The organism is Pseudaeromonas aegiceratis (assembly GCF_046254905.1).
GTDB lineage: Bacteria > Pseudomonadota > Gammaproteobacteria > Enterobacterales > Aeromonadaceae > Pseudaeromonas > Pseudaeromonas aegiceratis.
The window spans coordinates 432,584-458,589 of the sequence record NZ_CP158016.1 but is presented as its reverse complement, the minus strand read 5'-3'; the positions used below and the strand labels follow the sequence as shown (position 1 = coordinate 458,589).

Here is a 26,006-nt window from a genome sequence, read left to right as displayed (position 1 = left end):
ACAGGCTGCCCACCGATTGCGTTCAGCTTGCCAACAGACTTATCCACAAAATTGGTTTTTGATGAGCCGTTTATAGGAGTGTGACCGCATATGACCCCAGCTTCTCTTCGGGCATTTGGTGCCCACTGGCCCGAATGTGGCCAAGGTTGTTACATCGATCCCGCGGCCAACGTGATAGGTCGCGTCGAATTGGGCAAGGACTGCAGCATCTGGCCCCAGTCCGTGGTACGAGGTGATGTGAACTACATCCAGATAGGGGAACGCAGCAATGTGCAAGACGGCTGCGTGCTACACGTCTCGCGCCCATCATCGACGCATCCAGCCGGCCTGCCGCTGATCATAGGGGCCGAGGTAACAGTGGGCCACAAGGTGATGCTGCATGCCTGTACCATAGGCAACCGCTGCCTCATCGGCATGGGCAGCATCATCCTGGATGGTTCGATTCTGGAGGATGAAGTGTTGCTAGGCGCGGGCAGTCTGGTGCCACCGGGGAAACGACTGGCATCAGGTTACCTTTATCTGGGCGCACCGGTGCGTCAGGTTCGTCGCCTCACACAGGAGGAGTTAGCCTTTTTCCGCCAGTCTGCCGAAAACTATGTACTGCTCAAAGGGGAGTATCTGTCGGCAATCAGTGCCTAAAGATAGATAGCGCCATCCTCGGCAAATTCCTGTGCCTCGATAAGCTCCTCGGCTCGCTCCTCAAGATCAAAGCGCAGCCGTTCGAATGCGCTGAGAATGGCCTGCTCAGACAAGAGGGGCTCTCCGGCCAGCTGTTCCAGCTGGCCATGGCTGATAAAGCAGCGGATGAGCGCCCCCAGCTGTTGTGCCGTGAACTCAACACGCTGTTCGGCTGCATGCCACTGCGCGCCTTCATTAAACAGGATTTCCTGATTCATCTTGCCCCCAGATTGCGTCTTAGCTCGGAAATGACCTGCTTGGTGCCGGGGCGAATGCCCCGCCACAGCATGAAACTTTCGGCCGCCTGGCAGACCAGCATGCCTAATCCATCGATACAGGCTCGGGCACCCAGCTCTCTCGCCCACTGATTAAAGCAGGTTTCGCTGGCCCCATACATCATGTCATAGACGGCGATATCGCCATGGATCAATCCGGAAGGGATCGGCGGCACCTCACCGGCTAAGCTAGCGGAGGTGGAGTTGATGATGAGATCAAATGGCCCCGCCAGCTCATCAAAGGCACAGGCACTCACGGGGGCCAGGGAGGAAAAATGCGCCGCCAGCTGTTGCGCCTTGACGAGCGTACGGTTGGCGATGGTCAAGGTCGCCGGTTGCTGTCCCAGCAGCGGGCCCACCACACCACGGGCCGCACCGCCGGCACCCAATAGCAGGATGCGCATCCCGGCCAAACTGGGGATATGCAGCAGCAGATCCTGTACCAAGCCGGCACCGTCGGTATTATCCCCCAGCAACACACCATCATCGGTCAGGCGTATCGTGTTGATGGCCCCGGCCAGCTTGGCCCGGGGGCTCAACTGTTGCACCAGACCAAAGGCCTGTTCTTTAAAGGGTACCGTCACGTTACACCCTTTGCCCCCCGCGGCAAAAAATTGCGCCAAGGCCTGAGAAAAGCCATCCAAGGGCGCCAGCAAGGCTTCATAGCGCATGAGTTGCTGGGTTTGCCGGGCAAACAGGGTATGAATGAAGGGAGACTTGCTGTGGCTGATGGGATTGCCAAATACGGCATAGCGATCCATGTGCGTTCCTGCTCTAAATTCCTGTCTAGGGGGATTAAACGCCTTTTATCCCCCCCAGACAAGGCTAGGCCTCACGCCGGACGCAACACCTCACCGGTGCACGCATCGCGGATCTGTGACGGGTTAGTCGCCCCGCCCACAGCACCAGGTAGCACATAATCGACCCGCCCCCCCAGCTGAGCCCACACATCGGCCGCGCTGCGGCAGGGTGCCTCGCCACTTAAGTTGGCACTGGTGGAGACCAGGGGTTTCCCGTAGGCCAGGCACAGGGCACGCACCTGCGGATGGGCCGTCACCCGCACCGCAAGGGAGTCAAACCTGCCAGTCAACCAGCGCGGCGTGGTCGGCAGGGCGGGCATCACCCAGGTAAAGGGACCGGGCCAGCTGGCCAGCACTCGCCGCAGCGCATCGTTGGTCAGCTGCGCATCGTCAACATAGGCGGTGAGCTGCGACCAGTCGGCGGCGATCAGGATGAGCCCCTTGTCCACCGGGCGTTGTTTGATGGCCAATAACTTGTGCACGGCCGCCTCGTTGTCCGGGTCACAACCCAGACCGAAGACGGCCTCGGTCGCATAGGCAATGACATTGCCGGCTTGCAGATGGGTGATAGCGTCAAGATACGGTGAGGTCATAAGAAAAGCGGCGGTGGAAATCACTGCCGCTCATCTTAGTTATTTCAGCTGGGCTTGCAAGGCGGCGTCCTTGGCCATCACCTCTTCGGCATTCTTCTGCCGTTCCGCCTTGACCTTGGCGGCCAGCTCGTCATCGGCGACCGCCAGCATTTGCGCCGCCAAGTAGCCGGCGTTCTTCGCCCCGGCCTTGCCGATGGCGACGGTTGCCACCGGCACCCCGCCAGGCATTTGTACGGTAGACAGAAGCGCGTCCATCCCCTTGAGCGGACCGCCATCAATGGGCACCCCGATCACCGGGCGCGTGGTGATGCCGGCAACCGCCCCGCCCAGATGCGCCGCCAAGCCGGCGGCACAGATGAAGACCTTGCAGCCACGTTGTTCCGCATCGGTCACATAGGCATGGGTCGCCGCCGGTGTACGGTGTGCAGAGGTCACCTTCACCTCGTAGCGAATGTCGAAGGACTTCAATACATCCAGGGTGGTTTGCATCACCGGAAAGTCAGAATCGGAGCCCATCAGGATGGCGACAAACGGTTTAGACATGATGATCTTCCTTATCTAGCGTGGTCGGCAGAAAAACCTTTGCGCGCATTATAGTGAGTCACTGCGGTAGGTACAGTTTTTTTGCGGACAACACAAATAGGCCCCCGATGCCCCCTGGCGCCTGACCAAGATGGCACTACCACATTGCGGACAGGGCTGGGCGACCGGCGGGTCATTCACCACGAATTTGCACTTGGGATAGGCATCGCAGGCATAGAAGAGTTTGCCTTGGCGCGATTGCCTGGCGACCAGCTGACCTTTGCCGCAGGCCGGGCAGGAGATGGACTCAGTCGCTGGGGCGGGCTCCCCATCCTGCTCAACATGTCGGCAGTCGGGAAACTGGCTGCAGGCGATGAAGAGCCCATAACGCCCCTTGCGGATCACCAGCACGTCACCGCATTCGGGGCACTGGGTCCCCTCCAGGATCTTCTCCACGGAGCCGCCCTGCCCATTTCTGGCACGAACATAATCACATTGCGGATACGCAGAACAGCCTAAGAAAGGGCCATGCTTGCCATGGCGCAGCACCAGTTCGGCACCGCATTGCGGACAGGGACCGTGAGAGTGCGCCAGGGCATGGGCCTCGGCACGAAACAGCTCGGGATCGATTTTAGACATGACCGCCTCCGACAAAACCGGCTGCATTCTAGCAGCCGGCACCGACAGTGTCAGTGAATGAGGCCGGCAGGCTCCTCGAACAACAGATTTTCCATCTGATGACAGGCATTCTCGTTGCCCGGCAGATTGAACAGCACCATGAGCACCACCCACTTGAGATCATCCAGCTCAATTTCAGCTGAATCCAGCTCCATCAGGCGATCGATGACCACCTCCCGGGCCGGGGCACTCAACACCCCCACCTGCTCAAGGAACAGCAGGAAACCACGACAGGACGTGCTGAGCTTGTCCTGCTCCTCGGCGGTATAAATACGGAAGGAGGCCGCATCACTGGCCACCAACACAGGCGCCTTGGCCTCGTCATGCAACTCTGCCAGATGTTCTAGCCAGGACAGCGCCTTGTATATCTCATCCTGATGGAAACCGGCACGGGTCAGCTCATCGGCTAGCTCGTCCTGATCCACCATCAAATCGGCATCGCTCTGGACATAGGTCTCGAAAAGGTACATCAGCACATCAAACATCGTCAGTCCCTCCGCGTTCTTACATAACCCCCGGGAACGGATGCGATCCAACCCAACAGTTCCAGCTCGATAAGCTGCCCCATCACCTGGTCGATGGGACATTGGCTCAACGCGGCGATGGTATCAATATCCGTCGCCTCATAACCTACGTTATCCAACAAATTATCTGTTGGCAAATGGCCTGGAAGCTTCTGTGGTGCGCCGTCAGGGGCCATCCGGCCCTTATCGCCCAGAAACTGTCCGAGCTCTTCCACTATATCGGCCGCATTGCAAACTAGTTTTGCCCCTTGTTGAATTAAACGATGGCATCCCCTGGCCTGGGGGTTTTGCCAACTACCAGGCACGACAAACAGCTCCCTTCCCTGCTCCAGGGCAAGGCGGGCCGTGATGAGTGAACCGCTCTGCTCCGCCGCCTCCACCACCAGGGTGCCCATGCTCAAGCCGCTGATGATGCGATTGCGCCGCGGAAAGTTCTCCGCCCGCACGCCTTCGTCGGGCCAAAACTCGGAGACCAGGGCGCCGCCCTGGGCCAGGATATCCCGGGCCAAAGGAATGTGGCGCCGCGGATATATTTGGGCCAACCCAGTACCCAGCACAGCCACCGTCACGCCGTGCTGCTGCAGCGCCGTCTGATGAGCCACCCCATCAATCCCCAGGGCCAGCCCGGAGCACAGCCCGATTCCCGCCTGCACCAGATCACGCCCCAGGCATTGGGCGGCCAACCGACCGCCCGGCGTCGGTTGGCGCGTCCCCACCACCGCCAGCAGGGGAGTGCTGAGCGCCTCGACGTGTCCCTGGACAAACAGCAATAAGGGCGCGCCCACCGTTTCACGCAACAGGCGCGGATAAGCCACATCATCAAGAGTCAGCAGTTGATTGCCCGCTTGTTCCAGCCAAGAAAAAACCCGGCTCAACTTCCGTTGATCCGGGTTCAGCCAATGCGCTATCTGCTGGGCATTGAGCCCCAGCTGCACCAACGCCGGCGCGTCCGCCTGACACAACCGGTCCAGCGAGCTGCGCGCCAACAATTGGCGCCCCCGCACCGGACCTATGCCAGGCAACAGCGCCAACCGCAGCCAAGCCTCCAAATGGCAGATGGCCATCATCAGGGATTGGTCAGGGAGTATCCCTTGCGCACCATGCGCTGAGAACTCATGACGAAGGCCATGCTCAGCTTGTCATACACCTTCACTACCATCACCTGCCCCACACGATCGTTCGGCAAGATTTCACTGTCGGAGGCAAACAACTTGTCGCCGACAGAACCATATATGCGATAGCTGATATCGTCAGCGCCTTTACCCACCACCTTGGTGCCGGGGCGAAGCACGCTGAACACATCCCCGGGGTGTACCTGGTCGCGCGCACCACGGTTGATCAGCACCACATCATATTTCCCCACCCCAGTCACCTTGAGCGGCACATCAACCACGTAGCCCAACTCATTGGTCAGTTGCCCCGGCTGTGGCGAGAAGTAGGCACTCAGGCTCTCTTGGCTGGGGATCGGCACCAGGCGATCACCCTGACGGATTTCACGATAGCTGCGCGTCACGGTCAGCACGCTGCGCTCTTCACCATAGGCCTGTTGCGCCACCCCAACGCCAGAGAGGATGGCTTCACGCCCCAACTCCTCCTTGGTGGTGCGATCCTTGTACAGCTCCCCCGGTCGGTAGAGGGCATAACTCACACCTGGCTGCAGAGTGCCGTGAATAAATAGGGTCTGCCCCTCCTGCATGGCGATGCTGTTCTCGTTCTCCCCCAACACATAGGGCAGCTGATCCAGATCCAGCCCCGCCTCAAAGATATGGTTGGTGGTGAGGAAGGGACCTATCTCGTCAAAGCTCAGCACCGGGATCGGTGAGGCCTTCGGCTCAACACGCATGGTCGGCGACAGCTTGATCGTCGGTTTGCGCACCAACCGAGGCTCACCGTCCACCCAGATCAGGGTCAGCAGATCACCAGGATAAATAAGGTGTGGATTCTTCACTTGGGGATTGGCTTGCCACAACCGAGGCCAGAGCCAGGGGCTCTTGAGAAAATGGGCCGAAATGTCCCACAGGGTGTCGCCCTTCTTCACCACATAGGTCTGGGGGTGATTCTCTTTCAAAGCCAAGGTCTGGGCTGCGGAGGCAAACGAAAGGAGCGCTCCACACAAAAAGAATCCAATATGTCTCAATCTCATAACCATCCCTGTCCTTGAAGATGCCGCGTAACTATTAATTTGCCGCATATTTGACTAGAATTACGCCAATGTTTACAGACTAGTGTAGTTATTCCGTAACGAATATGGCGATTTTAGAAGTTTTGCGTTTCCCCGATGAACGCCTGCGCACCGTCGCAAAGCCGGTTACCCAGTTCCATGAAGGGGTCCACCAGATAATTGATGATATGTTTGAAACCATGTATGCAGAAGAGGGCATCGGCCTGGCTGCGACACAGGTCAACATTCATCAACGCATTATCGTGATTGATATTTCAGAAAATCGCGATCAGCCTCAGGTATTCATCAATCCAGAAATCCTGTCCAAAGAGGGGGATACCGGGATAGAGGAGGGCTGTCTGTCCGTCCCCGATTACCGCGCCCTGGTGCCCAGAGCAGAGCGGATCCGGATCCGAGCCCAGGACAAAGACGGCCAGAGCTTCGAGTTGGCGGCCGACGATCTGCTGGCCATCTGCCTACAGCATGAGATGGATCACCTGCAGGGCAAGCTGTTCATCGACTACCTCTCCCCGCTCAAGCGACAACGCCTGCGCCAGAAGCTGGCCAAGCTCAGCCGTTTCGACAGCCAAAACGCTTAAGGTTTTCCCTTGCAGTCACCCAAGATTATCTTTGCCGGCACCCCGGAATTTGCGGCCAGTCATCTGGCCGCGTTACTGGCGGCCGGACACAATATCATTGCCGTCTACACTCAGCCGGATCGCCCGGCGGGCCGGGGCAACAAGCTGACCCCCAGCCCGGTCAAGGTCCTGGCACAAACCCACCAGATCCCGGTATATCAACCCGTCAACTTCAAGGAAGCGGCCGACCGACAGCTGCTGGCCGACCTGCACGCGGATCTCATGATAGTGGTGGCCTATGGGCTCCTGTTGCCCAAGGCCGTGCTGGAGGCACCGCGTCTTGGCTGCATCAATGTCCATGGCTCCTTGCTACCACGCTGGCGTGGGGCCGCCCCCATCCAGCGGGCCATCTGGGCCGGCGATGCCCAGACCGGCGTCACCATCATGCAGATGGATGTGGGTCTGGATACCGGCCCCATGCTGTTGACCCGCGCCTGCGCCATTGCCGCCGACGACACCTCCGCCAGCCTGTATGACAAGCTGGCCAGCCTGGGCCCCACCGCCCTGCTGGAGGCGATGTCTGGTCTGCTGGCCGGCCAGCTGCCGGCCGTGGCACAGGATGACAGCCAGGCCAACTATGCCCAGAAACTCAGCAAGGATGAGGCCCGACTGGATTGGCAACAGCCGGCCGTGGCATTGGAGCGCGCCATCCGCGCCTTCAATCCCTGGCCCATCAGCCACTTCCCCTGCGGCGAGCACACCATCAAGGTGTGGGGCGCGGAGGTGCTCCCCCACGAGGCGGCGGCGCCCGGTACCATAATGCGCGTCGGTAAGGCCGGCATAGAGGTGGCCACGGGCGATGGCGTACTGCGCCTGACCCGGTTGCAACCGCCCGGCAAGAAGCCCATGCAGGCCCACGAGCTGCTCAACTCCCGCCGGGAGTGGTTCCTCCCGCTGACCCAACTGGCATGAATCGGTCGGGTCATCCCCGATCTAAACAGGATCCATCATGAAAACTCGCGCCCACGCCGCCAAGGTACTGTTTGAGGTGGTGGAGCAGGGAGCCTCCCTCTCCGCCGTGCTGCCGGCGGCCCAGCAACAACTGGCCGCCAAAGATCGCGCCCTGCTGCAGGAGCTGTGCTTCGGCAGCCTGCGCTGGCTCTCCCGCCTGGAGGCAATTGCCGCCGCGCTGATGAGCAAGCCGCTCAAGGGCAAGTACCGGACCCTGCATTATCTGTTGCTGGTGGGCATCTATCAGCTGCTCTACACCCGCATCCCCCCCCATGCCGCCCTGTCGGAGACCGTCTCGGCCTGCCGGCTGCTCAAGGGCGACACCTTCCGCGGCATGCTGAACGGCGTGTTGCGCAACGTGCAGCGCCAAGCCGAGGCCCTGCAGCTGCGGGTGGATGAGCAGGAAACCAGCCGCTTTGCCCATCCAAAATGGCTGCTGCAGCGCCTCAAGGCCGCCTACCCGGGGCAATACACGGCGATCCTCGACGCCAACAACCAGCGTCCGCCCCTCTGGCTGCGGGTCAACCGCCGGCACCATGATAGAGCCAGCTATCTGGCCCTACTGGCCGCCCAGGAGATTGATGTGGCCGGTGAAGATCCCGGCAGCGAGGGCCTCTGCCTGGCCCAGCCCTGTGAGGTCAGCCAACTGCCGGGCTTTGCCGAAGGCTGGGTATCGGTGCAGGATGGCGCCGCCCAGCAGGCAGCCCGTCTGCTGGATCCCCAGCCCGGCGACTGGGTGCTGGATGCCTGCGCCGCGCCGGGTGGCAAGACGGCCCATCTGCTGGAGCGCCAACCGGCCCTGGCGGGTCTCGTCGCCCTGGATAGTGACGCCAAGCGGCTGGCGCGGGTCCACGACAACCTGCAGCGCCTGCAGCTCACCGCCCAGGTGATCTGCGGCGATGCCGCCCGCCCCCAGGCGTGGTGGAACGGTCCGGATTTTGATCGCATCCTGCTGGATGCCCCCTGTTCGGCCACCGGCGTCATCCGCCGCCATCCGGATATCAAGTGGCTGCGCCGCAACGAGGACATCGCCGAACTGGTGACCCTGCAGGGGAAAATTCTCGATGCGCTCTGGTGCAAACTCAAGCCGGGCGGTACCCTCCTGTATGCGACCTGTTCCGTCCTGCCGGACGAAAACTGTGAACAGATCAAGGCCTTTGTCGCGCGCACCCCGGATGCCCAGCTGGTGGCCCTGCCCCAGGATGGCGGCGTGGATCGCCCCGGCTGGCAACTGCTGCCGGGAGAAGGAAACATGGACGGCTTCTACTACGCCAAGCTGATCAAACGGTAATCAACATGAAGATCATCATCGTCGGCGCTGGCCAAGTGGGCGGCACCCTGGCCGAAAACCTGGTGGGTGAGAACAACGACATCACCCTCATCGACACCAACACGGAACGGCTGCGGGAGCTGCAGGACAAGTACGACCTGCGGGTGGTACAGGGGGCCGGTTCCCATCCCCGGGTGTTGCGGGAGGCCGGTGCCGAAGATGCCGACATGCTGGTGGCGGTGACCAACAGCGATGAGACCAACATGATCGCCTGCCAGGTGGCCTACTCCCTGTTCAATATTCCCAACAAGGTGGCCCGCATCCGCTCCCAGGCCTACCTGGCGGAGCAGGAGACCCTGTTCAACAACGACGCCATCCCGGTGGATCACCTCATCTCTCCCGAGCAGCTGGTCACCGACTACCTGCGCCGGCTCATCGAGTATCCCGGCGCCCTGCAGGTAGTGGACTTCGCCGGTGGCAAGGTGGGCCTAGTGGCGGTGAAGGCCTACTACGGCGGCCCCCTGGTGGGCAACGCCCTGGCCACCCTCAAAGAGCACATGCCCAACATCGAGACCCGGGTGGCGGCCATCTTCCGTCAGGGTCGCCCCATCCGCCCCCAGGGCACCACCATCATAGAGGCGGACGACGAGGTGTTCTTCGTGGCCGCCGCCGGCCATATTCGGCTGGTGATGTCCGAGTTGCAGCGTCTGGAGAATCCCTACCGACGCATCATGATCGTCGGCGGGGGCAACGTGGGGGCCGGTCTGGCCCGGCAACTGGAGAAGCGTTACAGCGTCAAGCTCATCGAACGCAACGCCGAGCGGGCGGAACAGCTCTCCGAGATCCTGGAAGAGACCATCGTCTTCTGCGGTGACTCCGCCAACCAGGAGCTGCTGCAAGAAGAACACATAGATCAGACCGACGTCTTCATCGCCGTGACCAACGAGGATGAGGCCAACATCATGTCCGCCATGCTGGCCAAGAAGCTGGGCGCCCGCAAGGCCATCGTCCTCATCCAGCGGGCCGCCTACGTGGATCTGGTACAGGGCGGCACCATCGACATCGCCCTGTCCCCCCAGCAGGCCACCATCTCCGCCCTGCTGACCCATGTGCGCCGCGCCGACATCGCCAACGTCTACTCACTGCGCCGCGGCGCCGCCGAAGCCATCGAGGCCATCGCCCACGGCGACGAAAACACCTCCAAGGTGGTGGGCCGCACCGTCGGCGAGCTCAAGCTGCCGCCGGGCACCACCATAGGCGCCGTGGTGCGGGGCGACGAGGTGATCATCGCCCACGACTCCACCGTGATTCAGCAGGACGACCACGTGGTGATGTTCTTGGTAGACAAGAAGCACATCCCCGAGGTCGAGCGTCTGTTCCAACCCAGCCCCTTCTTCCTGTGACATGATCAATTTCAAACCCATCATCTTCACCATAGGGCTGACCCTCTCCAAGCTGGCCCTGTTCATGTGGCTGCCGACCCTGCTGGCCTTCTTCAGCGGCACCCCGGGGTTGGCGGAGTTTCTCGCCTCGGTGATCATCACCCACGTGGCGGCCTTCATCTGCCTGCACTACGGCCACAAGGCGGAGTTCCGCCTCAAGGTGCGGGACATGTTCGTGTTGACCAGCATGGTGTGGGCGGTGGCCTGTGTGTTCGGCGCCCTGCCCTTCGTGTTCATCAACCAGATCAGCTTCACCGACGCCTACTTCGAAACCATGTCCGGAGTGACCACCACGGGCTCCACCGTGCTCTCGGGCCTGGATGAGATGGCCCCCAGCATCTTGCTGTGGCGCTCCTTGCTGCAGTGGCTGGGAGGGGTAGGCTTCATCGTGCTGGCGGTGGCCGTGTTGCCCTACCTGAACGTGGGGGGCATGAAGCTGTTCCAGACCGAATCGTCGGACAAGTCGGACAAGGACTCGCCCCGGGCGGCCAACGTGGCCAAGAACATCGTCATCGTCTATCTCAGCCTGTCATTCCTCTGTTTCGTCGCCTACTGGCTGTGCGGCATGACGCCCTTCGAGGCGCTGAACCACGCCATGACCACCCTGTCCACCGGCGGCTACTCCACCTCCGACGCCTCCTTGTCCCACTTCTCCCACAGCGCCCAATGGACCGCCAGCCTGTTCATGTTCCTGGGCGGCCTGCCCTTTTTGCTCTATGTGCAGAGCCTGCGCCGCCGCCAGAACATACTGTTTCAGGATGCCCAGGTGCGGGGCTTCTTCTGGCTGGTGGTGGTGGTCAGCGGCATGATGACCCTCTGGCTGTGGCACAAGGAGACCTTCAGCTTCCCGGACGCCCTACGCATCAGCACCTTCAACATCATCTCGGTGCTCACCACCACTGGGTATGGCCTCACCGATTTCGGCACCTGGACCCACTTCACCAGCGTGCTGTTCGTGTTCCTGATGCTGTTCGGCGCCTGCTCAGGCTCCACCGCCGGCGGCCTCAAGATCTTCCGCATCCAGGTGGCCGCGGCCCTGTTCCAGAAGCAGGCCCGCCAGCTGATGCACCCCTCCGGGGTCTTTCCGCAAAAATACAACGGCCGCCCGGTCAACGAGGCCATCATCCGCTCCATGGTGGCCTTCGTGCTGAGCTATATGGCAGTGATCATCGTCAGTGCCGCCATCCTGGGGCTGATGGATCTGCCGCCCCTGGTGGCCATCAGCGGCGCCATCACGGCGGTCAGCAATGTGGGCCCCGGGCTAGGAGATCTCATCGGTCCGGCGGGCAACTTTGCCAGCCTGCCGGCGGCGGCCAAATGGGTGTTGAGCTTCGATATGCTGCTGGGACGGTTGGAGATACTGACGGTGGCGGTGCTGTTCTTCCCCTCGTTCTGGAAGAACTGACGGCCGGGGGCTAGGCCTCGTCGCCGCGCAGGGTCAGCTCGGGGCAGTGATCACACAGGCGCGGCGCCTGGGAGGCGCAGGGACACAGACGTTGGGGATGGTAGTCACAGTCATGCCGGCCGCCCTGCGCCAGCAGCCCTGCCAACCCCGGCTCGCCCTCGCCGGAGCTCGCCTCGGTCGTCGATAGGCTCGCTGACGGGATCGGCATGACAGGTTACTCCGCTTGGATTGATCTCACCTGAGCCAAGGGGGTATTTGGCTCCCCAGTCGGCTCATCCGCCAGCGCCGCCTGCTCCCGCAGGCTCTCCGGCAGGGGCTTGCTCACCTCCACCCCCAGGGCCCGCAGCTGCTCGGCCTGGCTGATGAGGTTACCGCGCCCCCCCGTCAGCCGCTGCATGGCCCGCTCATAGCCTTCCTGGGCCCGGCCCAGGGTGGCGCCCAGGGCCTGCATCTCTTCGCAATAGAGGCGGAACTTCTCGTACAGGCGGCCGGCCCGCTCGGCAATCAAGCGGGCATTCTGGTGCTGCTGATGCTGGCGCCACAGGTTATCTATGGTACGCAGGGCCACCATCAGATTAGTAGGACTCACGAGTAAGATATTGTTATCCAGTGCAAATTTAACCAGGCTGGGATCCGCCTCCAGCGCCACCAGAAACGCCGGCTCCACCGCCACAAACATCAGCACATAATCCAGGCTGCGCAACCCAGGCAACTGATGGTAGTCCTTGCGCCCCAGCTCGCGGATGTGACCCCGCACCGAGGCCAGGTGCTCTTTGAGGGCCAAGGCACGTATGGTGTCGTCCTCGGCATTGAAATAGCGCTCATAGGCGGTGAGGGAGACCTTGGCATCTATGATGATGTCCTTGCCCTCCGGCAGGTGCACCACCACGTCCGGCTGATAACGGCGGCCATCGTGAGCGGTGGCCGCCACCTGCAGCTCGTATTCGTGACCGGCCCGCAGACCGGATTCCTCCAGGATGCGCCCCAGCACCACCTCGCCCCAGTTACCCTGCTGCTTGCTGTCGCCCTTGAGGGCCCGGGTCAGGGCCGCCGCCTCCACACTCATCTGCTGGTTGAGTTGGGCCAGCCGCTCCAGCTCAAACTTGAGACCATGGCGCTGGCGGGACTCCTCGGCATGGGTCTCGCTCATCTGGCGGCGAAACCCCTCCAGCTGGGCCTTGAGGGGCCCCAGCAGCAAATCCAGCTGTCCCTGGTTCAGTTGGCGAAAGCTCACCGAGGTCTGCTCAAACAGGCGATTGGCCAGGTTCTCAAACTGCTCGCCCAGGCGCGCCTCGGCATCCTGCTGCTGCTGCAGCCGCTCGGCATGATGCTGACGCTCGGCATGGAGCAGGGTCTCGTACTCCTTGACCCGGGTGCTCAGCCGCATCAGGTTCAGCTGCTGTTGTTCATGCCGCTCCAGCCACTGCTGGCGCTCGGCCTGCAGCTCCTGCAGTCGTTCGGTCTGCTGTGCCAGCTGCGCCTGGGTCAGCACATTGACCAGCTGCTGGCGCCGCCATTGCCACAGCAGCAGCACGACCAGCAGGCTCAATAGCCCCAGCAGGGACCACCAGACGACGGGTTCAGACATGGGGATCATGGGCGGCTCCAGACGCCGGGCGCGCGGGGCCCGGCAGGCAAGATCAGTCCTGGTGGCGGGTGGGGATGGGCAGGCTGAGCAGACCGCACAGACGCTGCTCGTCCTTGACCAGATCCGCCAGGGTAAATTCATCCAACACTGTGAGGAAGGCGCGCAGGGCCTTGCGCAAGATCCCCTGGAAGCGACAGCCGCTGGTGAGCAGACAGGCCTCGCGCTTGCAGTCCATCAGACAGGTGAGGTTCTCCATGTCGCTGACCACATCCTTGAGGCTGATGGCCTCGCTCGGCCGGGCCAGGCGGATGCCGCCATGCTTGCCGCGCACCGTCTCCACATAGCCCTTGACCCCCAGTTGATGAACAATCTTCACCACGTGGTTGCGGGAAATCTGGAAGGTCTCCGCCACCTCCGTGATGGTGGCAAGCCGATCTGGCTCCTGCAGGGCCAGGTAGACAAGGGTACGCAGGGCGTAATCGGTGAACAGGGTCAGTTGCATGGTCTATGAATCCGGCATAAATAAATCGCAGCCCGGGACTGGCCCGGTCAGGACACAAGGCCTCTTTATATCACAAAGTAACCCGATATAATGTGGCCGGCAGTACAAAGCACAATTCCCAACTATTCCGTAATAACTATGTGGTTTTTTCTCTCCAGCACCTTACTTCTGGTCATTGGTTTGCCCCTGTGTCTGTTCCTGGCAGGCTATGGTGACCTCTACCTCAGCTATGGCCCCCTCATCTCGGCGGTGGTGCTGATGTTGATGCTGATGGTGGATCTTAAGAGCGGCCCCGGCAAACGCTGACGCCTCGGCCGGCGGCCGCCCTCTGGGCGACAAAAAGGGCAATGAAAAAGGGGGTTAGCCTAGGCTAACCCCCTTTTCTGATTTGGTCGGCGTGAGAGGATTCGAACCTCCGACCCCTTCGTCCCGAACGAAGTGCGCTACCAAGCTGCGCTACACGCCGTTGTCTGCGGGGCGTGAATTTACCGAAAGCCCCATGTCCATGCAAGTGTTTTTTGGTGCTTAGGGCCCCGCCCTGGTGCGATCGCGCAATTAATCGCCAGCGCAGTGTTCGCCACCGCCCTGGCGGTCAACTTAGCGAAACAGTTGCTGGATCTCCGCGTCCTTGCGCTCCAGGTAATGGGTGGAGCGGATGCGGCGAATGGTGCGGGACTTGCCGCGGATCAGCAGGGTCTCGGTGGTGGCCAGCACGCCATCACTGGTGATGCCCTCCAGCAGATCGCCCTTGGTGATGCCGGTGACGGAGATGATGACGTTGTCGGTCTTGGACATCTCCTCCAGCCGATAGACCAGGCCCACCTGGATGCCCATCTTCTGACAACGGGCCAGCTCCTCGGCCCCCAGACGACGGTTATCCTCGGTATCCCCCTTCACCTCGTGACGGGGCAGCAGGCGGCCCTGCATGTCGCCGTCCAGGGCGCGGACCACGGCGGCAGAGACCACCCCTTCCGGCGCGCCGCCGATGCAGTAGAGCATGTCTATCTCGTTGTCCGGCAGGCAGGTGAGCACAGAGGCCGCCACGTCGCCATCGGGGATGGCAAACACCCGCACCCCCATCTGCTGCATCATGACAATCGCGGCTTCATGGCGGGGCTTGGCCAGGGTGATGACGGTGAGCCGGCTCAGCGGCTTGTCCAGGGCCTGGGCAACCCGCTGCAGGTTGTCGGCCAGCGGCAGGTTGAGGTCGATGACCCCCTTGGCCTTGGCGCCGACGATCAGCTTCTCCATGTACATGTCCGGCGCCTTGAGGAAGCAGCCCTTGTCGCCGGCCGCCAGCACGGCCACGGCGTTGTTCTGCCCCATGGCGGTCATGCGGGTACCGTCGATGGGATCCACGGCGATATCCACACCATCCCCACCACAGCCGACCCGCTCACCGATATACAGCATGGGTGCCTCGTCGATCTCCCCTTCCCCGATGACGATCTCGCCATCGATCTCGATCTGGTTGAGCACGAACCGCATCGCGGCCACGGCGGCGCCATCGGCGGCATTTTTGTCGCCACGGCCCAGCCACTTATAGCCGGCCAGGGCAGCCGCCTCGGTCACGCGGGAAAACTCAATCGCCAGTTCACGTCTCATTTGTTCGTTTAACCTCATCTCGGTTGGACGCGGCATTTTATCACAGGGTCAAACCTTTGCGCCCCTGTTTAGTCTCGCCAATCCCGCCACCACTGGCGGCTTATCCCACCATAAAAGCTTCACACAAGCGTAACCCAAGCGTCACGACCAACCCCTAGCATCTGCCCTCGCATTAACCCTCTTTTGCGTTACTAACATCGATAAGGAAGCAAGATGAAAAAGTTCAGTGCCGTCGCCATCGCCCTGTTGGCCGCCACCAGCGCTCACGCCGCCGAAGTATTCAAGTCTGATGCCGCTAACGTAGACCTGTATGGCCGTGTTTATGCCGGTCACTTCTTTGGCACCAAGGACGAAGTCAACGATGACGGTGACAGCATCAAGGATCACAGCGCCAAGATCGGTGCCAACCAGTTCATCCGCTTCGGCGCCAAGGCCAACAGCGACATCGGCAACGGCCTGTCCGCACTGGCCCAGTACGAAGCCCAGTTCAATATCGGCGACAGCGAAAAGACCGTGAAGGACAACAGCGGCAACCTGCGCACCCGTCTGGCCTTCGCCGGGGTGAAGTCCGATGCCGGCACCCTGACCTTCGGTCGCCAGAAGGGCTCCTTCGCCTCCGTGGCCGACTGGACCGACGTGGCTCTGTCTGATGGCTACGGTGCCGAAGCCATGGGGGATGGCACCGACAACTTCGCCACCGACCGCGCCGCCTCCGTGCTGAAGTATGCCGGTACCTTCGGCGGCTTTGGTCTGGAAGCCAACTACAAGTTCGACGGTGCCGACACCGAAGATGAAAGCGACAAGAGCAATGCTGCGGCCTATGGCCTGGCCGCCAGCTACACCCTGGACATGGGCCTGAGCCTGGGTGCCGCCTATACCCTGGGCCAGCGTGACGTGGGTGACGATGCCAAGATTTGGCTGATCGGCGCCAAGTTCGACAACAAGGCCCTGTATGCCGCCATCAACTACGCCGATGGTACCGACTTCCTGGCCAGCGGCACCGACAACACAGGTCTGGAAGCCGCCCTGGGTTACAACTTCGAGAACGGTGTCGGCCTGATGGCGCTGTACAACAAGGGCGAGAAAAAGATCAGCGGCGACAAGACCGACACCGTCGACTACTTCACCATGGGCGCCCAGTACAAGTTCAACAAGCAGATGCGCGTCATCGGCGAATACCGCTTCAACCAACTGGATGGTTACAAGGATGACTTCCAGCTGGCCGCACGCTACGACTTCTAAGTCGTCGCCCAGAAAAAAGGCCCCTAACGGGGCCTTTTTTTATTTGCCGGTGCTGTGGTACTGGCTGACGATCTCCTTGGAGGAGCGGTAGACATCCGGGATCTGCTCCAGCCCGCTCACCGTGATGTCCAGATCCCGCAGCAGACCATCCTTAAGACCATAGATCCAACCGTGCACCGCCAGCTCCTGGCCGCGCTTCCAGGCATTCTGCACTATGGTGGTGTGGCAGACGTTGGCCACCTGCTCCAGTACGTTGAGCTCACACATGAAGTCCTGCCGCTCCTCTTCGCTGTCGATGGCCTCGATCTGCTCGCGGTGCTTGAAGTAGACATCCTTAATGTTGCGCAGCCAGTTGTCGATCAGGCCATGTTCGGCATTGCGCATGGCGGCCATCACACCGCCACAGCGATAGTGGCCGCAGACGATGATGTGTTTGATCTTCAGCACGTCCACCGCGTATTGCAGCACGGAGAGACAGTTGAAGTCGGTGTGGATCACCAGGTTGGCCACGTTGCGGTGCACAAAGACATCACCGGGCAGCAGGCCCAGCAACTCGTTGGCCGGCACCCGGCTGTCGGAACAGCCGATCCACAGATACTCAGGCGCCTGCTGGGCCGAGAGCTTCTCAAAGAAGGTGGGATCTTCGGCCTTGATCTTCTCCGCCCACAGACGGTTTTGTTCGAACAGATTACTCAAGAGCTGCATGGATCTCGTCTCCTCAAGGGTTGATGGTCCGACGGCCCCGGGCCTTCGGGCTAAAAAAAAGGCCTCATAGCGAGACCTCTTTTCTGAGTGGCTAACCGACCTAGGCCTCCAGCACACCCTTCAACTTATTCATGGCGTTCTTTTCCAGCTGGCGCACCCGCTCCGCCGACACCCCATAGTGATCGGCCAACTCCTGCAGCGTCTGCTTGTTGTCATCGTCCAGCCAACGGGCCTGGATGATGTGCCGGCTGCGCTCGTCCAGCGCCGCCAGGGCCTTGGACAACCTGTGCATGGCGTGATGCTCCCAGTTGTCGTGTTCGAAGCTGGCCGCCACGTCAGAGGACTTGTCCTCCAGATAATGCACGGGGGCAAAGCTATCGCCTTCGTCGTCGTCCAGAGCGTCGAAGGCCTGATCCTGGCCGCTCAGGCGGGCCTCCATCTCGGTGACTTCCCGGGGAGAGACACCCAGCTCCTCGGCCACGGCCTCCACCTCTTGCTGGGTGAACCAGCCCAGGCGCTTCTTGGCCTTGCGCAGGTTGAAGAACAACTTGCGCTGGGCCTTGGTGGTGGCCACCTTGACCATGCGCCAGTTGCGCAGCACGTATTCGTGGATTTCCGCCTTGATCCAGTGCACGGCAAAGGAGACTAGGCGCACCCCCACGCTGGGGTCGAAACGCTTGACGGCCTTCATCAGGCCTATGTTGCCTTCCTGGATCAGATCGGCCTGGGGCAGGCCATAGCCGGCATAGCTGCGGGCGATGTGCACGACAAACCGTAAATGAGACATAACCAGCTGGCGGGCTGCATCCAGATCGCCATCTTGCTGCAACCGCTCAGCCAGCGCCCGCTCCTCTTCGGCCGTCAGCACCGAAATGGTGTTCACGGCTTGGATGTAGCCCTCGAGGCTACCCTGTGGAACCAGGATCAGGTTGTTCTGCATTGCTATTGCTGTACCCATTTTAATTCATACCTCACCAAACCAGGCGCTCCGGCGGAACTCGCCGCCACCCCGCCAACGCGGGCGCGCCTTTGCGGATAAGCATATATACAAAAAAAGGGGGGAACCCTCAAGTCCCCCCGAAATGCATGATATGTCTGGCTTTGCGACGATCCATGCGGCCAAGTCAAAGAGAAACGCTTCTCCAAAACTCAGAATTAACCCTCACATAGTCAGAGTGTCAGCCCTGGGGAAAAGTTCCTTTGCCCAAGGAATTATTTTCAAAAAAGCTCACCTTGTCAGGGATTGGCCGGTTCAATCAGGCGAATATGGCGCCAAACGGATAAGCGAGCCGCCGCCACCCCCAGCACGGCGGCCAGCACCAGCAGACCCAGGCTGTCCCCCAGCCCCAGGCCCGCCAGCCGAAAATCGCTGTGGTACAGGGCCGCCAGGGCCTGCACCTGGGCCTCGCTCCACAGCACCAGCACCTCGGTCAACCACCAGGCCAGCATGCCGCCGATGAGGCCATACCAGAGCCCCATGTAGAGGAAGGGGCGCTGGATGAAGGCATCGGTGGCCCCCACCAGTTTCATCACCTCGATCTCGGCCCGCCGCCCCAGAATGTTGAGGCGCATGGTGTTGGCCACGGTCAGCAGCACCCCCACCAGCATCAGGCCACCAAACGACAGCAGGGCATGACGGATCAGATCGCTGATGCGGTTGAGCCGCTCCAGCCACTCTAGATCCAGCTTGGCCTGCTCCACCTCCGGCAGTGCCGACAGGCGTTGCAACAGCTGCTCCGCCGCCTCGGCGGTGCGCTGGGCTTCGGCCGGCACTAACTCCAACACAGGCGGCAGCGGGTTCTGGCTCAGCAGGCTCAGGGCATCCGCAAACCCGGAGAGGGCGGCGAACTCCTTCATCCCCGCCTCGGGGGAGATGTAGCGTACCGTGGCGATGGCCGGGTCACCCTTGAGCTGCTCGGTGAGCTGGGCGATGCCATTTTCGTTCACCGACTTGTGCAGAAACAGGGTGATGCGCCCCCCCTCCTGCCACTGACTGGTCACCTGGCCGGTGTTCTGCAACATGACCCAGAAGGTGGCCGGCAGGGCCAGGCTGACGCCGATCACCGCCAGGGTGAGCAGGGAGGCGAAGGGGGCCCGCCAGATCTCGCTCAGGCTGCGCCTGGCCTCCTGGCGGTGATGGTAGACGGCTTGGCGCACCGAGTGAAGCCAGCCCTGGCCGTGACGCTTGCGGTTCATGCCCCCTCCCCATCGGCCACCAGACGGCCCTCGTGCAGTCTGAGGGTCCGCTGACCACTGCGGGCCACCAGACCCAGATCATGGGTGGCGATCAGCACGGACACCCCCACATCGTTAAACATCCGGAACAGCTGCATGATGTCGCGGGCCAGATCCGGATCCAGGTTGCCGGTGGGCTCGTCCGCCAGCAGCAGGGCTGGCTTGTTGACGATGGCCCGGGCGATGCCCACCCGCTGCTGCTCGCCGCCGGACAACATCAAGGGCAGACAGGCCGCCTTGTCGTGCAGTCCGACCTTGTCCAGGGCGGCGGAGACCCGCTTGTGGATGTCCTGGGGGGTATAGCCGTCGATCACCAGCGGCAGGGCCACGTTATCGAACACGGAGCGATCCATCAGCAGCCGGTGATCCTGAAAGATGATGCCGATCTGACGGCGGATATAGGGAATATCCCGCCGACCGATGCGGGAGACATCCTGGCCGTGGAAGAAGATGCGCCCGGCGCTGGGGCGCTCCATCACGCTGATCAGCTTGAGCAGGGTGCTCTTGCCGGCCCCCGAGTGGCCGGTGAGAAAGGCCATCTCCCCCTTGCGCAGGTGGAAGTCCACCTTCTGCAGGGCCTGATGGCCACCGGAGTACACCTTGCTGACCTGCTCGAATCGGATCATGGCTTAGGCTTCCTGACTGAAGAGGGCCGCAATGAAATCGTCGGCCTGGAAGGGACGCAGATCCTCGATCCCCTCGCCGACCCCGATGAAGCGGATGGGGATGCCGAACTGATCCGCCACCGCGAAGATGACCCCGCCCTTGGCGGTGCCGTCCAGCTTGGTGAGGGTGATGCCGGTCAGGCCCACCGCCTCGCCAAACAGCTTGGCCTGGCTGATGGCGTTCTGGCCGGTGCCGGCATCCAGGGTCAGCATCACCTCGTGGGGCGCCTCCACGTCCAGCTTCTTCATCACCCGGACTATCTTCTTCAACTCTTCCATCAGGTGCCCCTTGTTCTGCAGGCGCCCGGCGGTGTCAGCGATCACCACATCAATCTTGCGGGCCCGGGCCGCCTCGATGGCGTCATAGATGACGGAGGCCGAGTCGGCACCGGTATGCTGGGCAATCACAGGTATCTGGTTGCGCTCGCCCCAGACCTGCAGCTGCTCCACCGCCGCCGCCCGGAAGGTGTCCCCCGCCGCCAGCATCACCGACTTGCCCTCGGCCTGCAGCTGCTTGGCCAGCTTGCCGATGGTGGTGGTCTTGCCCACGCCGTTGACCCCCACCATCAGGATGACGAAGGGCTTGTGCTGAACATCGATCACCAGAGGCTGGTTCACCGGCTGCAGTATGGCGTTCATCTCCTGCTTGAGCAGAGCCAACAGGGCCTCGGCATCCTTGAGCTGCCGCAGGCTGGCCTGAGAGGTCAGCTGGTCCATGATGCGGCTGGTGGTGGCCACCCCCAGATCGGCGCTCAGCAACTGGGTCTCCAGCTCTTCAAACAGCTCCTCGTCCAGCTGCTTGCCACGAAACAGCGCCACAAAGCCCGACCCCAGGTTCTCCCGGGTACGCCTGAGGCCCTGCACCAGGCGGCTGAACAGCCCGGCCCGCTTGGGCTTGTCCTGGGTCACCAGCAGGCTGGGATCCAGGGCCGGTGCCTCGACGGCACGCTCGGGGTCGGCCTGGGGCTCCGCCTCCGGCAAGCGCTCTGGCTCGGCCTCGAGGGGGGGGCTGACGGGGGACTCTTGTGCCGATGAAGGGACAACCACTTCGGGCTCGGTCGGGGTGTTCGCCTGCTCTTCCGACGCCTTACCGCCGCTCAACCAGGAGAAAAATCCTTTCTTGGCCATTAAACGTACTCACTTGACTGACGGGGCTGCTACACTAGCCGCCCCCTAGGCTATAGGTCACAAATAGGGCGCTCATACTATCACTTTTTTAGATGAAGAAACGCGATGCCTCCTCGTAAACCTCAACGGGCTGCCGCCCCAACCGCCGGTGGCGGACGCGGCGGATTTATCCGCCTGATCAGCGGTCAATGGAAGGGACGCAAGCTGCCGGTGCGGGACGTGGAAGGGTTGCGCCCTACCACGGACAGGGTGAAGGAAACGGTGTTCAACTGGTTGGCCGGTGACGTGCGGGGCAGCCGTTGCCTGGACCTGTTTGCCGGCAGCGGCAGTTTGGGATTTGAAGCACTCTCCCGCTATGCCGACTGTGTGATCATGATTGAGCGCAACCCTGGGGCGGCCCGCCAGCTGCAGCAGAACCTGCAGCAACTGGGGTCCAACCAGGCCCAGGTGATCCAGGCCGATGCCCGCCAGTGGCTGAGCGGCCCGGCCCAGCCCTTCGACCTAGTGTTTCTGGATCCGCCGTTTCATCAGGATCTGCTGCCCCAGGTCTGCCAGCAGCTGGAACAGGGCGGCTGGCTGGCGGATCAGGCCCTCATCTATCTGGAGCGGGAACGGGAAGGCGAGCCCCCCGTGCTGCCGGCCAACTGGCAGCTGCTCAAGGACAAGCAGGCCGGCCAGGTCTGTTATCAACTCTATCTGCGAGAGGAACAAGCATGAAGTTAGTGCTGTGGCTGGCCAAGCTCATCATCCTGGGCTTCTGGTTTGGCGCCGTCTGGTTCACCCTGCATCCCCTGCCCGGCAAGCTCAGCCTGCTGCTGCCGGTGTTCGCCGTGCTGGTGCTGCTGGTGCATGGCATCCAGGCGGCCATCATGACGCTGGTGGCCAAGGACGTGATGCCCCTGCGCCGGTGGGATTACCTGTCGTTACTGCTGTTTGGCTTCTTCGCCATGCTGGAGCTGCGGGATCGCCTGCTGGCCGCCAGCCAATCCCGCTCTCACCCTTGAGTCCGCTTAGTGCAGGTACTGCTGGGCACCGTCCAGCAGCATCTGCACCGAGATCATCACCAGCAACATGCCCATCAGCCGCTCCATGGCCCGCAGCAACCGCTCCCCCAGCAGCTTGAGCAACTGTGCGTGAAACATCAGGATCACGGCGCTGGATCCCCAGGCCAGCAGCAACGCCAGGGTCCATTCCCCCATCTGATCCGGGTACTGGTGGGCCAGCAGCAGCAGGGCCGCCAGGATTGAGGGCCCGGCCATCATGGGAATGGCCATGGGCACGATGAAGGGCTCCTCCCCTTCCGGCAGGCCCGTGATGCTGCCTTGACCGGGGAAGATCATGCGGATGGCGATGAGGAACAGCACTATGCCGCCGGCGATGCTCACCGCCTCCTGCTTGAGATTCAGCAGGTTGAGCAGCTCCTGCCCCAGGAACAGGAACAGCAGCATCACCACCAGGGCGATCAGCAGCTCGCGGATCATCACCTTGCGGCGTCGCTCGGCGGGCAGGGTCCGCAGCATAGACAGAAAGACGGGCAAGTTGCCGACCGGATCCATGATCAGGAAGAGCATGACGGCGGCGGTGATGATATCCATGGAAGAGCTCGCTGGTTGACCGGATAAAAGTCGGCGGACTATAGCAGAAAGCCCGCCGCCAAGCAGCCATCGGCGATGGCGCCAGCAACGGCCCAATCTCGCGGATATTGCGGCTTGTGCCGGTGATGGCGCTCAGAGGGCGCCATCGGTAGGACTCAGTGCTGGCAGATCCGCTCGGCCTCGGTGTTGAACCCCTCGCCCTGGGGCACGAACTTGCCCTTGGCCTGCAGGAAGTCGATCAGCGCCGCCGCATCCATCCCCTCGGCGCTGCAGGTATGAAAGCGGGCCTCGGCACCGAACTTCGCCTCGATGGCGGCCTGCAGGCTCTGTTTGCTGAAGCTGCCACCCAGCTCCAGCATCATGTGCATGACCTCGTGACCGTGAATGGATTCGCTCATGGTGACTCCCCTTACTGAAATGACATCGACAGATGAAATAAAAGACAATAGATGCATATTTTACGCACCTTTTTGCCACTGTCACCCCCTAACACCGGGAAAAGCATAACCACAGGCCCCCGTTTAGCGATCCAGTTCACAGCCTTGCGGCAAACGGGTCCAAAAAATGAAACTTTGTGGTCGGTTTGCCTGACTCAATTCCTATTACGCCAGCAACGCAGTCCAAGGAGGAAGCATGGAACACGGCATCTACAGTTATCTGCCGGCCATCGAGATCATGATGTGTCATCTGGGAATGAGCTTCGACGAAGCCTGTGAAGAGATGGGGTTGACCCAGGACGAACGCCTGAACCTGACCCAGTTGCAGCAGCAAGATCTGCCGGACTAATGCAAACAGGGTGACCTAGGTCACCCTGTCCAACCGAGGCGGTACACTCCCTGTCCCAGGCCATCCAAGCCGTCTGCCTCGGTCCAACCCTCCCTGTCGATGGGGCCTCTGGCCCGCATCCTCTCCTGGCTTCCAACTATACGGCCTGGGGTGAACGGCACAATGCCCGCACGACGGACCGGTTCTCCGGCCCCTGGGCTAAGATGCCACCATCGGCGATACAACGCATTGATTAGGCAGCAAACTAATCCAAGGCTGTCGGCAAATGCCGCCATCTTGCCACACCAAGCGCCGCCTGAAAGAAGGGAAATGTCTTACATCCGAGAGAGGAAAGGCGCCCGAGCTGGCCAGGCGCCCATAAAAGAGCGGGGGCGACTTGCGTCGCCCCCTAAGGTCTTAGTCGTTCGGTTCCCTGAACAGCATTGCTCCCTGCAATCCCTGACTAAGCTACTCCTTTAGTCTTTCCACTTCCCAATCCGTTGGGGTGTCCTTGTTGCCATCCTGGCCAAGCACGTCATCCTGGCGGCCTGTTCTCTCCCTCCTGGGAGGTGTCCCTTACCACATCCTGTGGTGTTCCTTTCGCCTTACCCTGGCAGCCAATCTTCCTGATTGACTTCAGTGCGTCCCGGCAAGACCCATACTAAGGATTTAGACCTGGCTCACAAGTCCCCATCAGCACCCAGGCGCTTAACCAAGACCGAGGCGACCAATAAAAATCGCTTATTATTCAACGCTGTAATTTATTTTATAGAATAAAATGCTACGCAATAAAAACGTTTTTACCCACAAGCACTATGGCAAATATCCTACACGGCACCATGGCAAATGGGTGAGCTGGCTCACGGCAGGCCCCGCCCGTGACCGCGTAATTATGCAAAAAAGAACGGGGGCGACTCACGTCGCCCCCTAAGGTCTTTGTCGTTCATGTCCGTGAACGGCATTGCTCCCTGCAATCCCTGACTAAGCTAGTCCGTTAGTCTTTCCTGTTCCCAATCCCTTGGGCCATCCTGGTTACCGTCCTGGCCAGACACGTCATCCTGACGGCCCGTTCTCTCCTTCCTAAGGAGGTGTCCCTGACCACATCCAGTGGTATTCCTTGCGCCTTACCCTGGCAGCCAATCTTCCTGACTGACTTCAGTGCGTCCCGACAGCTTTAATACTAAGGTTTCCAGCCCGGCTCACAAGGGCCATACAGCGATGGTGAGACACACCCGCCGATGGGCGCAACGACAAATAGTGTTTATTATCAAATGGATAAATAAGAGGCTAAGCGGAGGCTTGCCGTGGGAAAACGTTTTTCCCCACGTCAGGTATGGCAAATGTCCTACAGGGAGACAGGCAGAAACTCAGGATGCCGACGGCTTGGACTGCATCACTTCGGCACCCGTGACTATCATGCGCAGCTGGCAGATCAGGCGCTCGGCCAACTGGGCCCGCTCCGGCTCGCTCATGTCCAGGGCCTCGGCCCCCGAGCTGAACACCAGGGTCACCATGCCCTCGGCCAGGATGAAGGCCACCTCCTGGGGGTAGCCGGTCTGCCGCTGCTGATACTCCGCCAGTTCGGCGATGAAGTGCTGGATCTCCCGCTGCACCGCCTGACGGAAGGCCGGCGAGGTGCCGGAGCGCTCCCGCAGCAGCAGACGAAAGGCATTGGGGTTCTTGTCGATGAACTCCATGAAGGTGAGGACCGAGGTGCGGATGACGCTGCCGCCGGTGGCGATGCGCTGGCGGGCCTGGCGCATCAGCTGACGCAGCGTCAGGCCCGCCTCGTCCACCAGGGTGAGGCCCAGCTCTTCCATGTCGCGAAAGTGCCGGTAGAAAGAGGTGGGGGCTATGCCCGCCTCCCGCGCCACTTCCCGCAGGCTGAGGTTGGAGTAGCTGCTGTCGGCACTGAGCTGGCGAAAGGCCGCCTGGATCAGAGAACGCCGAGTCTTCTCCTTCTGCTCTGCTCTGATGCCCATCTTGCCCCTCCAGCCCCCAAAAGAGCGCAGATCATACTCGTTTCCCGCCATGCCGGC

30 protein-coding genes, 1 tRNA gene and 1 pseudogene are annotated in these 26,006 nt (G+C 61.4%); 11 read left to right on the top strand and 21 right to left on the bottom strand.

The annotated features are described in order from the left end of the window. The first annotated feature begins 90 nt into the window (after positions 1–90). The gene (locus tag ABHF91_RS02285; protein WP_409421873.1) at positions 91–639 is read left to right on the top strand and encodes a gamma carbonic anhydrase family protein; all 549 of its coding nucleotides are present in this window, start codon (positions 91–93) and stop codon (positions 637–639) included. Here ABHF91_RS02285 and ABHF91_RS02280 read toward each other — a convergent pair. The 8 genes from ABHF91_RS02280 to ABHF91_RS02245 all read right to left on the bottom strand — a co-directional run bounded on the left by ABHF91_RS02280 (position 636) and on the right by ABHF91_RS02245 (position 6,138). Then, a complete protein-coding gene (locus ABHF91_RS02280; protein ID WP_409421872.1) occupies positions 636–896 on the bottom strand; it encodes a DUF1488 domain-containing protein in 261 nt (86 codons plus the stop codon). The genes ABHF91_RS02285 and ABHF91_RS02280 overlap by 4 nt on opposite strands. After that, positions 893–1,714, bottom strand: a complete 822-nt coding sequence (aroE, locus tag ABHF91_RS02275; RefSeq protein ID WP_409421871.1) for a shikimate dehydrogenase — start codon at positions 1,712–1,714, stop codon at positions 893–895. Before aroE ends, ABHF91_RS02280 begins: the two co-directional genes overlap by 4 nt. Positions 1,715–1,785: 71 nt before the next feature. Then, entirely contained in the window at positions 1,786–2,346 is a 561-nt protein-coding gene (locus ABHF91_RS02270) for a Sua5/YciO/YrdC/YwlC family protein (RefSeq protein WP_409421870.1), read from the bottom strand. Positions 2,347–2,385: 39 nt separating this feature from the next. Beyond that, positions 2,386–2,889, bottom strand: coding sequence for a 5-(carboxyamino)imidazole ribonucleotide mutase (gene purE / locus ABHF91_RS02265; protein ID WP_409421869.1), 504 nt, complete (start codon positions 2,887–2,889; stop codon positions 2,386–2,388). Positions 2,890–2,937: 48 nt separating this feature from the next. Then, positions 2,938–3,507, bottom strand: a complete 570-nt coding sequence (locus ABHF91_RS02260; RefSeq protein WP_409421868.1) for a topoisomerase DNA-binding C4 zinc finger domain-containing protein — start codon at positions 3,505–3,507, stop codon at positions 2,938–2,940. A 50-nt stretch (positions 3,508–3,557) separates the two neighbouring features. After that, positions 3,558–4,031, bottom strand: coding sequence for a DUF494 family protein (locus tag ABHF91_RS02255; protein WP_409421867.1), 474 nt, complete (start codon positions 4,029–4,031; stop codon positions 3,558–3,560). 2 nt (positions 4,032–4,033) lie between these two features. Continuing rightward, a complete protein-coding gene (gene dprA, locus ABHF91_RS02250; protein ID WP_409421866.1) occupies positions 4,034–5,137 on the bottom strand; it encodes a DNA-processing protein DprA in 1,104 nt (367 codons plus the stop codon). Then, positions 5,137–6,138 carry a LysM peptidoglycan-binding domain-containing protein gene (locus ABHF91_RS02245; RefSeq protein ID WP_409421865.1) on the bottom strand — a complete coding sequence of 334 codons (1,002 nt, stop codon included), beginning with the start codon at positions 6,136–6,138 and terminating at the stop codon, positions 5,137–5,139. The genes dprA and ABHF91_RS02245 overlap by 1 nt, the downstream gene beginning before the upstream one ends. Before the next feature lie 179 nt (positions 6,139–6,317). On the opposite strand from ABHF91_RS02245, the gene def reads away from it, so the two are divergent. From def to ABHF91_RS02220, 5 genes are read left to right on the top strand one after another with little or no spacing between them, the layout of a single operon-like run. Next, positions 6,318–6,830: a peptide deformylase gene (def, locus tag ABHF91_RS02240; protein ID WP_409421864.1), complete on the top strand. Its 513-nt coding sequence runs from the start codon at positions 6,318–6,320 to the stop codon at positions 6,828–6,830. A 9-nt stretch (positions 6,831–6,839) separates the two neighbouring features. Continuing rightward, positions 6,840–7,781: a methionyl-tRNA formyltransferase gene (gene fmt, locus ABHF91_RS02235; RefSeq protein ID WP_409421863.1), complete on the top strand. Its 942-nt coding sequence runs from the start codon at positions 6,840–6,842 to the stop codon at positions 7,779–7,781. A 37-nt stretch (positions 7,782–7,818) separates the two neighbouring features. Continuing rightward, positions 7,819–9,111 carry a 16S rRNA (cytosine(967)-C(5))-methyltransferase RsmB gene (gene rsmB, locus ABHF91_RS02230; RefSeq protein ID WP_409421862.1) on the top strand — a complete coding sequence of 431 codons (1,293 nt, stop codon included), beginning with the start codon at positions 7,819–7,821 and terminating at the stop codon, positions 9,109–9,111. A gap of 5 nt (positions 9,112–9,116) precedes the next feature. Beyond that, the gene (gene trkA / locus ABHF91_RS02225; protein ID WP_409421861.1) at positions 9,117–10,493 is read left to right on the top strand and encodes a Trk system potassium transporter TrkA; all 1,377 of its coding nucleotides are present in this window, start codon (positions 9,117–9,119) and stop codon (positions 10,491–10,493) included. A 1-nt stretch (position 10,494) separates the two neighbouring features. Then, the gene (locus tag ABHF91_RS02220; RefSeq protein ID WP_409421860.1) at positions 10,495–11,937 is read left to right on the top strand and encodes a TrkH family potassium uptake protein; all 1,443 of its coding nucleotides are present in this window, start codon (positions 10,495–10,497) and stop codon (positions 11,935–11,937) included. 10 nt (positions 11,938–11,947) lie between these two features. Here ABHF91_RS02220 and ABHF91_RS02215 read toward each other — a convergent pair whose 3' ends face one another. From ABHF91_RS02215 to ABHF91_RS02205, 3 genes are read right to left on the bottom strand one after another with little or no spacing between them, the layout of a single operon-like run. Then, a complete protein-coding gene (locus tag ABHF91_RS02215; RefSeq protein ID WP_409421859.1) occupies positions 11,948–12,145 on the bottom strand; it encodes a hypothetical protein in 198 nt (65 codons plus the stop codon). Between the two features lie 6 nt (positions 12,146–12,151). Continuing rightward, positions 12,152–13,525: a DNA recombination protein RmuC gene (rmuC, locus tag ABHF91_RS02210; protein ID WP_409423073.1), complete on the bottom strand. Its 1,374-nt coding sequence runs from the start codon at positions 13,523–13,525 to the stop codon at positions 12,152–12,154. Positions 13,526–13,577: 52 nt separating this feature from the next. Next, positions 13,578–14,027 (bottom strand): Rrf2 family transcriptional regulator, encoded by a 450-nt coding sequence (locus ABHF91_RS02205; protein ID WP_409421858.1) that lies wholly within the window; start codon positions 14,025–14,027, stop codon positions 13,578–13,580. Between the two features lie 138 nt (positions 14,028–14,165). Here ABHF91_RS02205 and ABHF91_RS02200 point away from each other — a divergent pair, with 138 nt between their 5' ends. After that, the gene (locus ABHF91_RS02200; RefSeq protein ID WP_409421857.1) at positions 14,166–14,333 is read left to right on the top strand and encodes a hypothetical protein; all 168 of its coding nucleotides are present in this window, start codon (positions 14,166–14,168) and stop codon (positions 14,331–14,333) included. Between the two features lie 83 nt (positions 14,334–14,416). Here the strand turns inward: ABHF91_RS02200 and ABHF91_RS02195 are convergent. Together ABHF91_RS02195 and glpX are read right to left on the bottom strand one after the other, a co-directional pair. Continuing rightward, positions 14,417–14,493 (bottom strand) — tRNA-Pro (locus ABHF91_RS02195). A gap of 131 nt (positions 14,494–14,624) precedes the next feature. Beyond that, entirely contained in the window at positions 14,625–15,632 is a 1,008-nt protein-coding gene (gene glpX / locus ABHF91_RS02190) for a class II fructose-bisphosphatase (RefSeq protein WP_409421856.1), read from the bottom strand. A 213-nt stretch (positions 15,633–15,845) separates the two neighbouring features. Between glpX and ABHF91_RS02185 the strand changes: the two genes are divergently transcribed. Continuing rightward, positions 15,846–16,874 (top strand): porin, encoded by a 1,029-nt coding sequence (locus tag ABHF91_RS02185; protein ID WP_409421855.1) that lies wholly within the window; start codon positions 15,846–15,848, stop codon positions 16,872–16,874. 39 nt (positions 16,875–16,913) lie between these two features. Here ABHF91_RS02185 and can read toward each other — a convergent pair whose 3' ends face one another. The 5 genes and pseudogenes from can to ftsY all read right to left on the bottom strand — a co-directional run. Next, positions 16,914–17,579 (bottom strand): carbonate dehydratase, encoded by a 666-nt coding sequence (gene can / locus ABHF91_RS02180; RefSeq protein WP_409421854.1) that lies wholly within the window; start codon positions 17,577–17,579, stop codon positions 16,914–16,916. A 100-nt stretch (positions 17,580–17,679) separates the two neighbouring features. Next, the gene (rpoH, locus tag ABHF91_RS02175) at positions 17,680–18,519 is read right to left on the bottom strand and encodes an RNA polymerase sigma factor RpoH (RefSeq protein ID WP_409421853.1); all 840 of its coding nucleotides are present in this window, start codon (positions 18,517–18,519) and stop codon (positions 17,680–17,682) included. A gap of 296 nt (positions 18,520–18,815) precedes the next feature. Beyond that, on the bottom strand, positions 18,816–19,775 hold the full coding sequence (gene ftsX / locus ABHF91_RS02170; RefSeq protein ID WP_409421852.1) for a permease-like cell division protein FtsX: 960 nt from the start codon (positions 19,773–19,775) through the stop codon (positions 18,816–18,818). Further along, positions 19,772–20,440 (bottom strand): cell division ATP-binding protein FtsE, encoded by a 669-nt coding sequence (gene ftsE, locus ABHF91_RS02165; RefSeq protein WP_409421851.1) that lies wholly within the window; start codon positions 20,438–20,440, stop codon positions 19,772–19,774. The genes ftsX and ftsE overlap by 4 nt, the downstream gene beginning before the upstream one ends. A 3-nt stretch (positions 20,441–20,443) precedes the next feature. Continuing rightward, positions 20,444–21,385, bottom strand: a pseudogene (ftsY, locus tag ABHF91_RS02160) (signal recognition particle-docking protein FtsY); the annotation flags it as partial. Positions 21,386–21,712: 327 nt separating this feature from the next. Here ftsY and rsmD point away from each other — a divergent pair. Together rsmD and ABHF91_RS02150 are read left to right on the top strand one after the other, a co-directional pair. After that, entirely contained in the window at positions 21,713–22,324 is a 612-nt protein-coding gene (gene rsmD / locus ABHF91_RS02155) for a 16S rRNA (guanine(966)-N(2))-methyltransferase RsmD (RefSeq protein WP_409421850.1), read from the top strand. Beyond that, positions 22,321–22,611, top strand: coding sequence for a DUF1145 domain-containing protein (locus tag ABHF91_RS02150; protein WP_409421849.1), 291 nt, complete (start codon positions 22,321–22,323; stop codon positions 22,609–22,611). Before rsmD ends, ABHF91_RS02150 begins: the two co-directional genes overlap by 4 nt. 6 nt (positions 22,612–22,617) lie before the next feature. On the opposite strand, the gene ABHF91_RS02145 is transcribed toward ABHF91_RS02150, so the two are convergent. Together ABHF91_RS02145 and ABHF91_RS02140 are read right to left on the bottom strand one after the other, a co-directional pair. Further along, entirely contained in the window at positions 22,618–23,202 is a 585-nt protein-coding gene (locus ABHF91_RS02145) for a YhgN family NAAT transporter (RefSeq protein ID WP_409421848.1), read from the bottom strand. 155 nt (positions 23,203–23,357) lie between these two features. Then, positions 23,358–23,600, bottom strand: a complete 243-nt coding sequence (locus ABHF91_RS02140) for a YecH family metal-binding protein (protein ID WP_409421847.1) — start codon at positions 23,598–23,600, stop codon at positions 23,358–23,360. A 235-nt stretch (positions 23,601–23,835) separates the two neighbouring features. Here ABHF91_RS02140 and ABHF91_RS02135 point away from each other — a divergent pair, with 235 nt between their 5' ends. Further along, positions 23,836–23,988 carry a hypothetical protein gene (locus ABHF91_RS02135; protein ID WP_409421846.1) on the top strand — a complete coding sequence of 51 codons (153 nt, stop codon included), beginning with the start codon at positions 23,836–23,838 and terminating at the stop codon, positions 23,986–23,988. A 1,346-nt stretch (positions 23,989–25,334) separates the two neighbouring features. On the opposite strand, the gene fabR is transcribed toward ABHF91_RS02135, so the two are convergent. Further along, a complete protein-coding gene (fabR, locus tag ABHF91_RS02130; RefSeq protein ID WP_409421845.1) occupies positions 25,335–25,949 on the bottom strand; it encodes an HTH-type transcriptional repressor FabR in 615 nt (204 codons plus the stop codon). Positions 25,950–26,006: the final 57 nt, after the last annotated feature.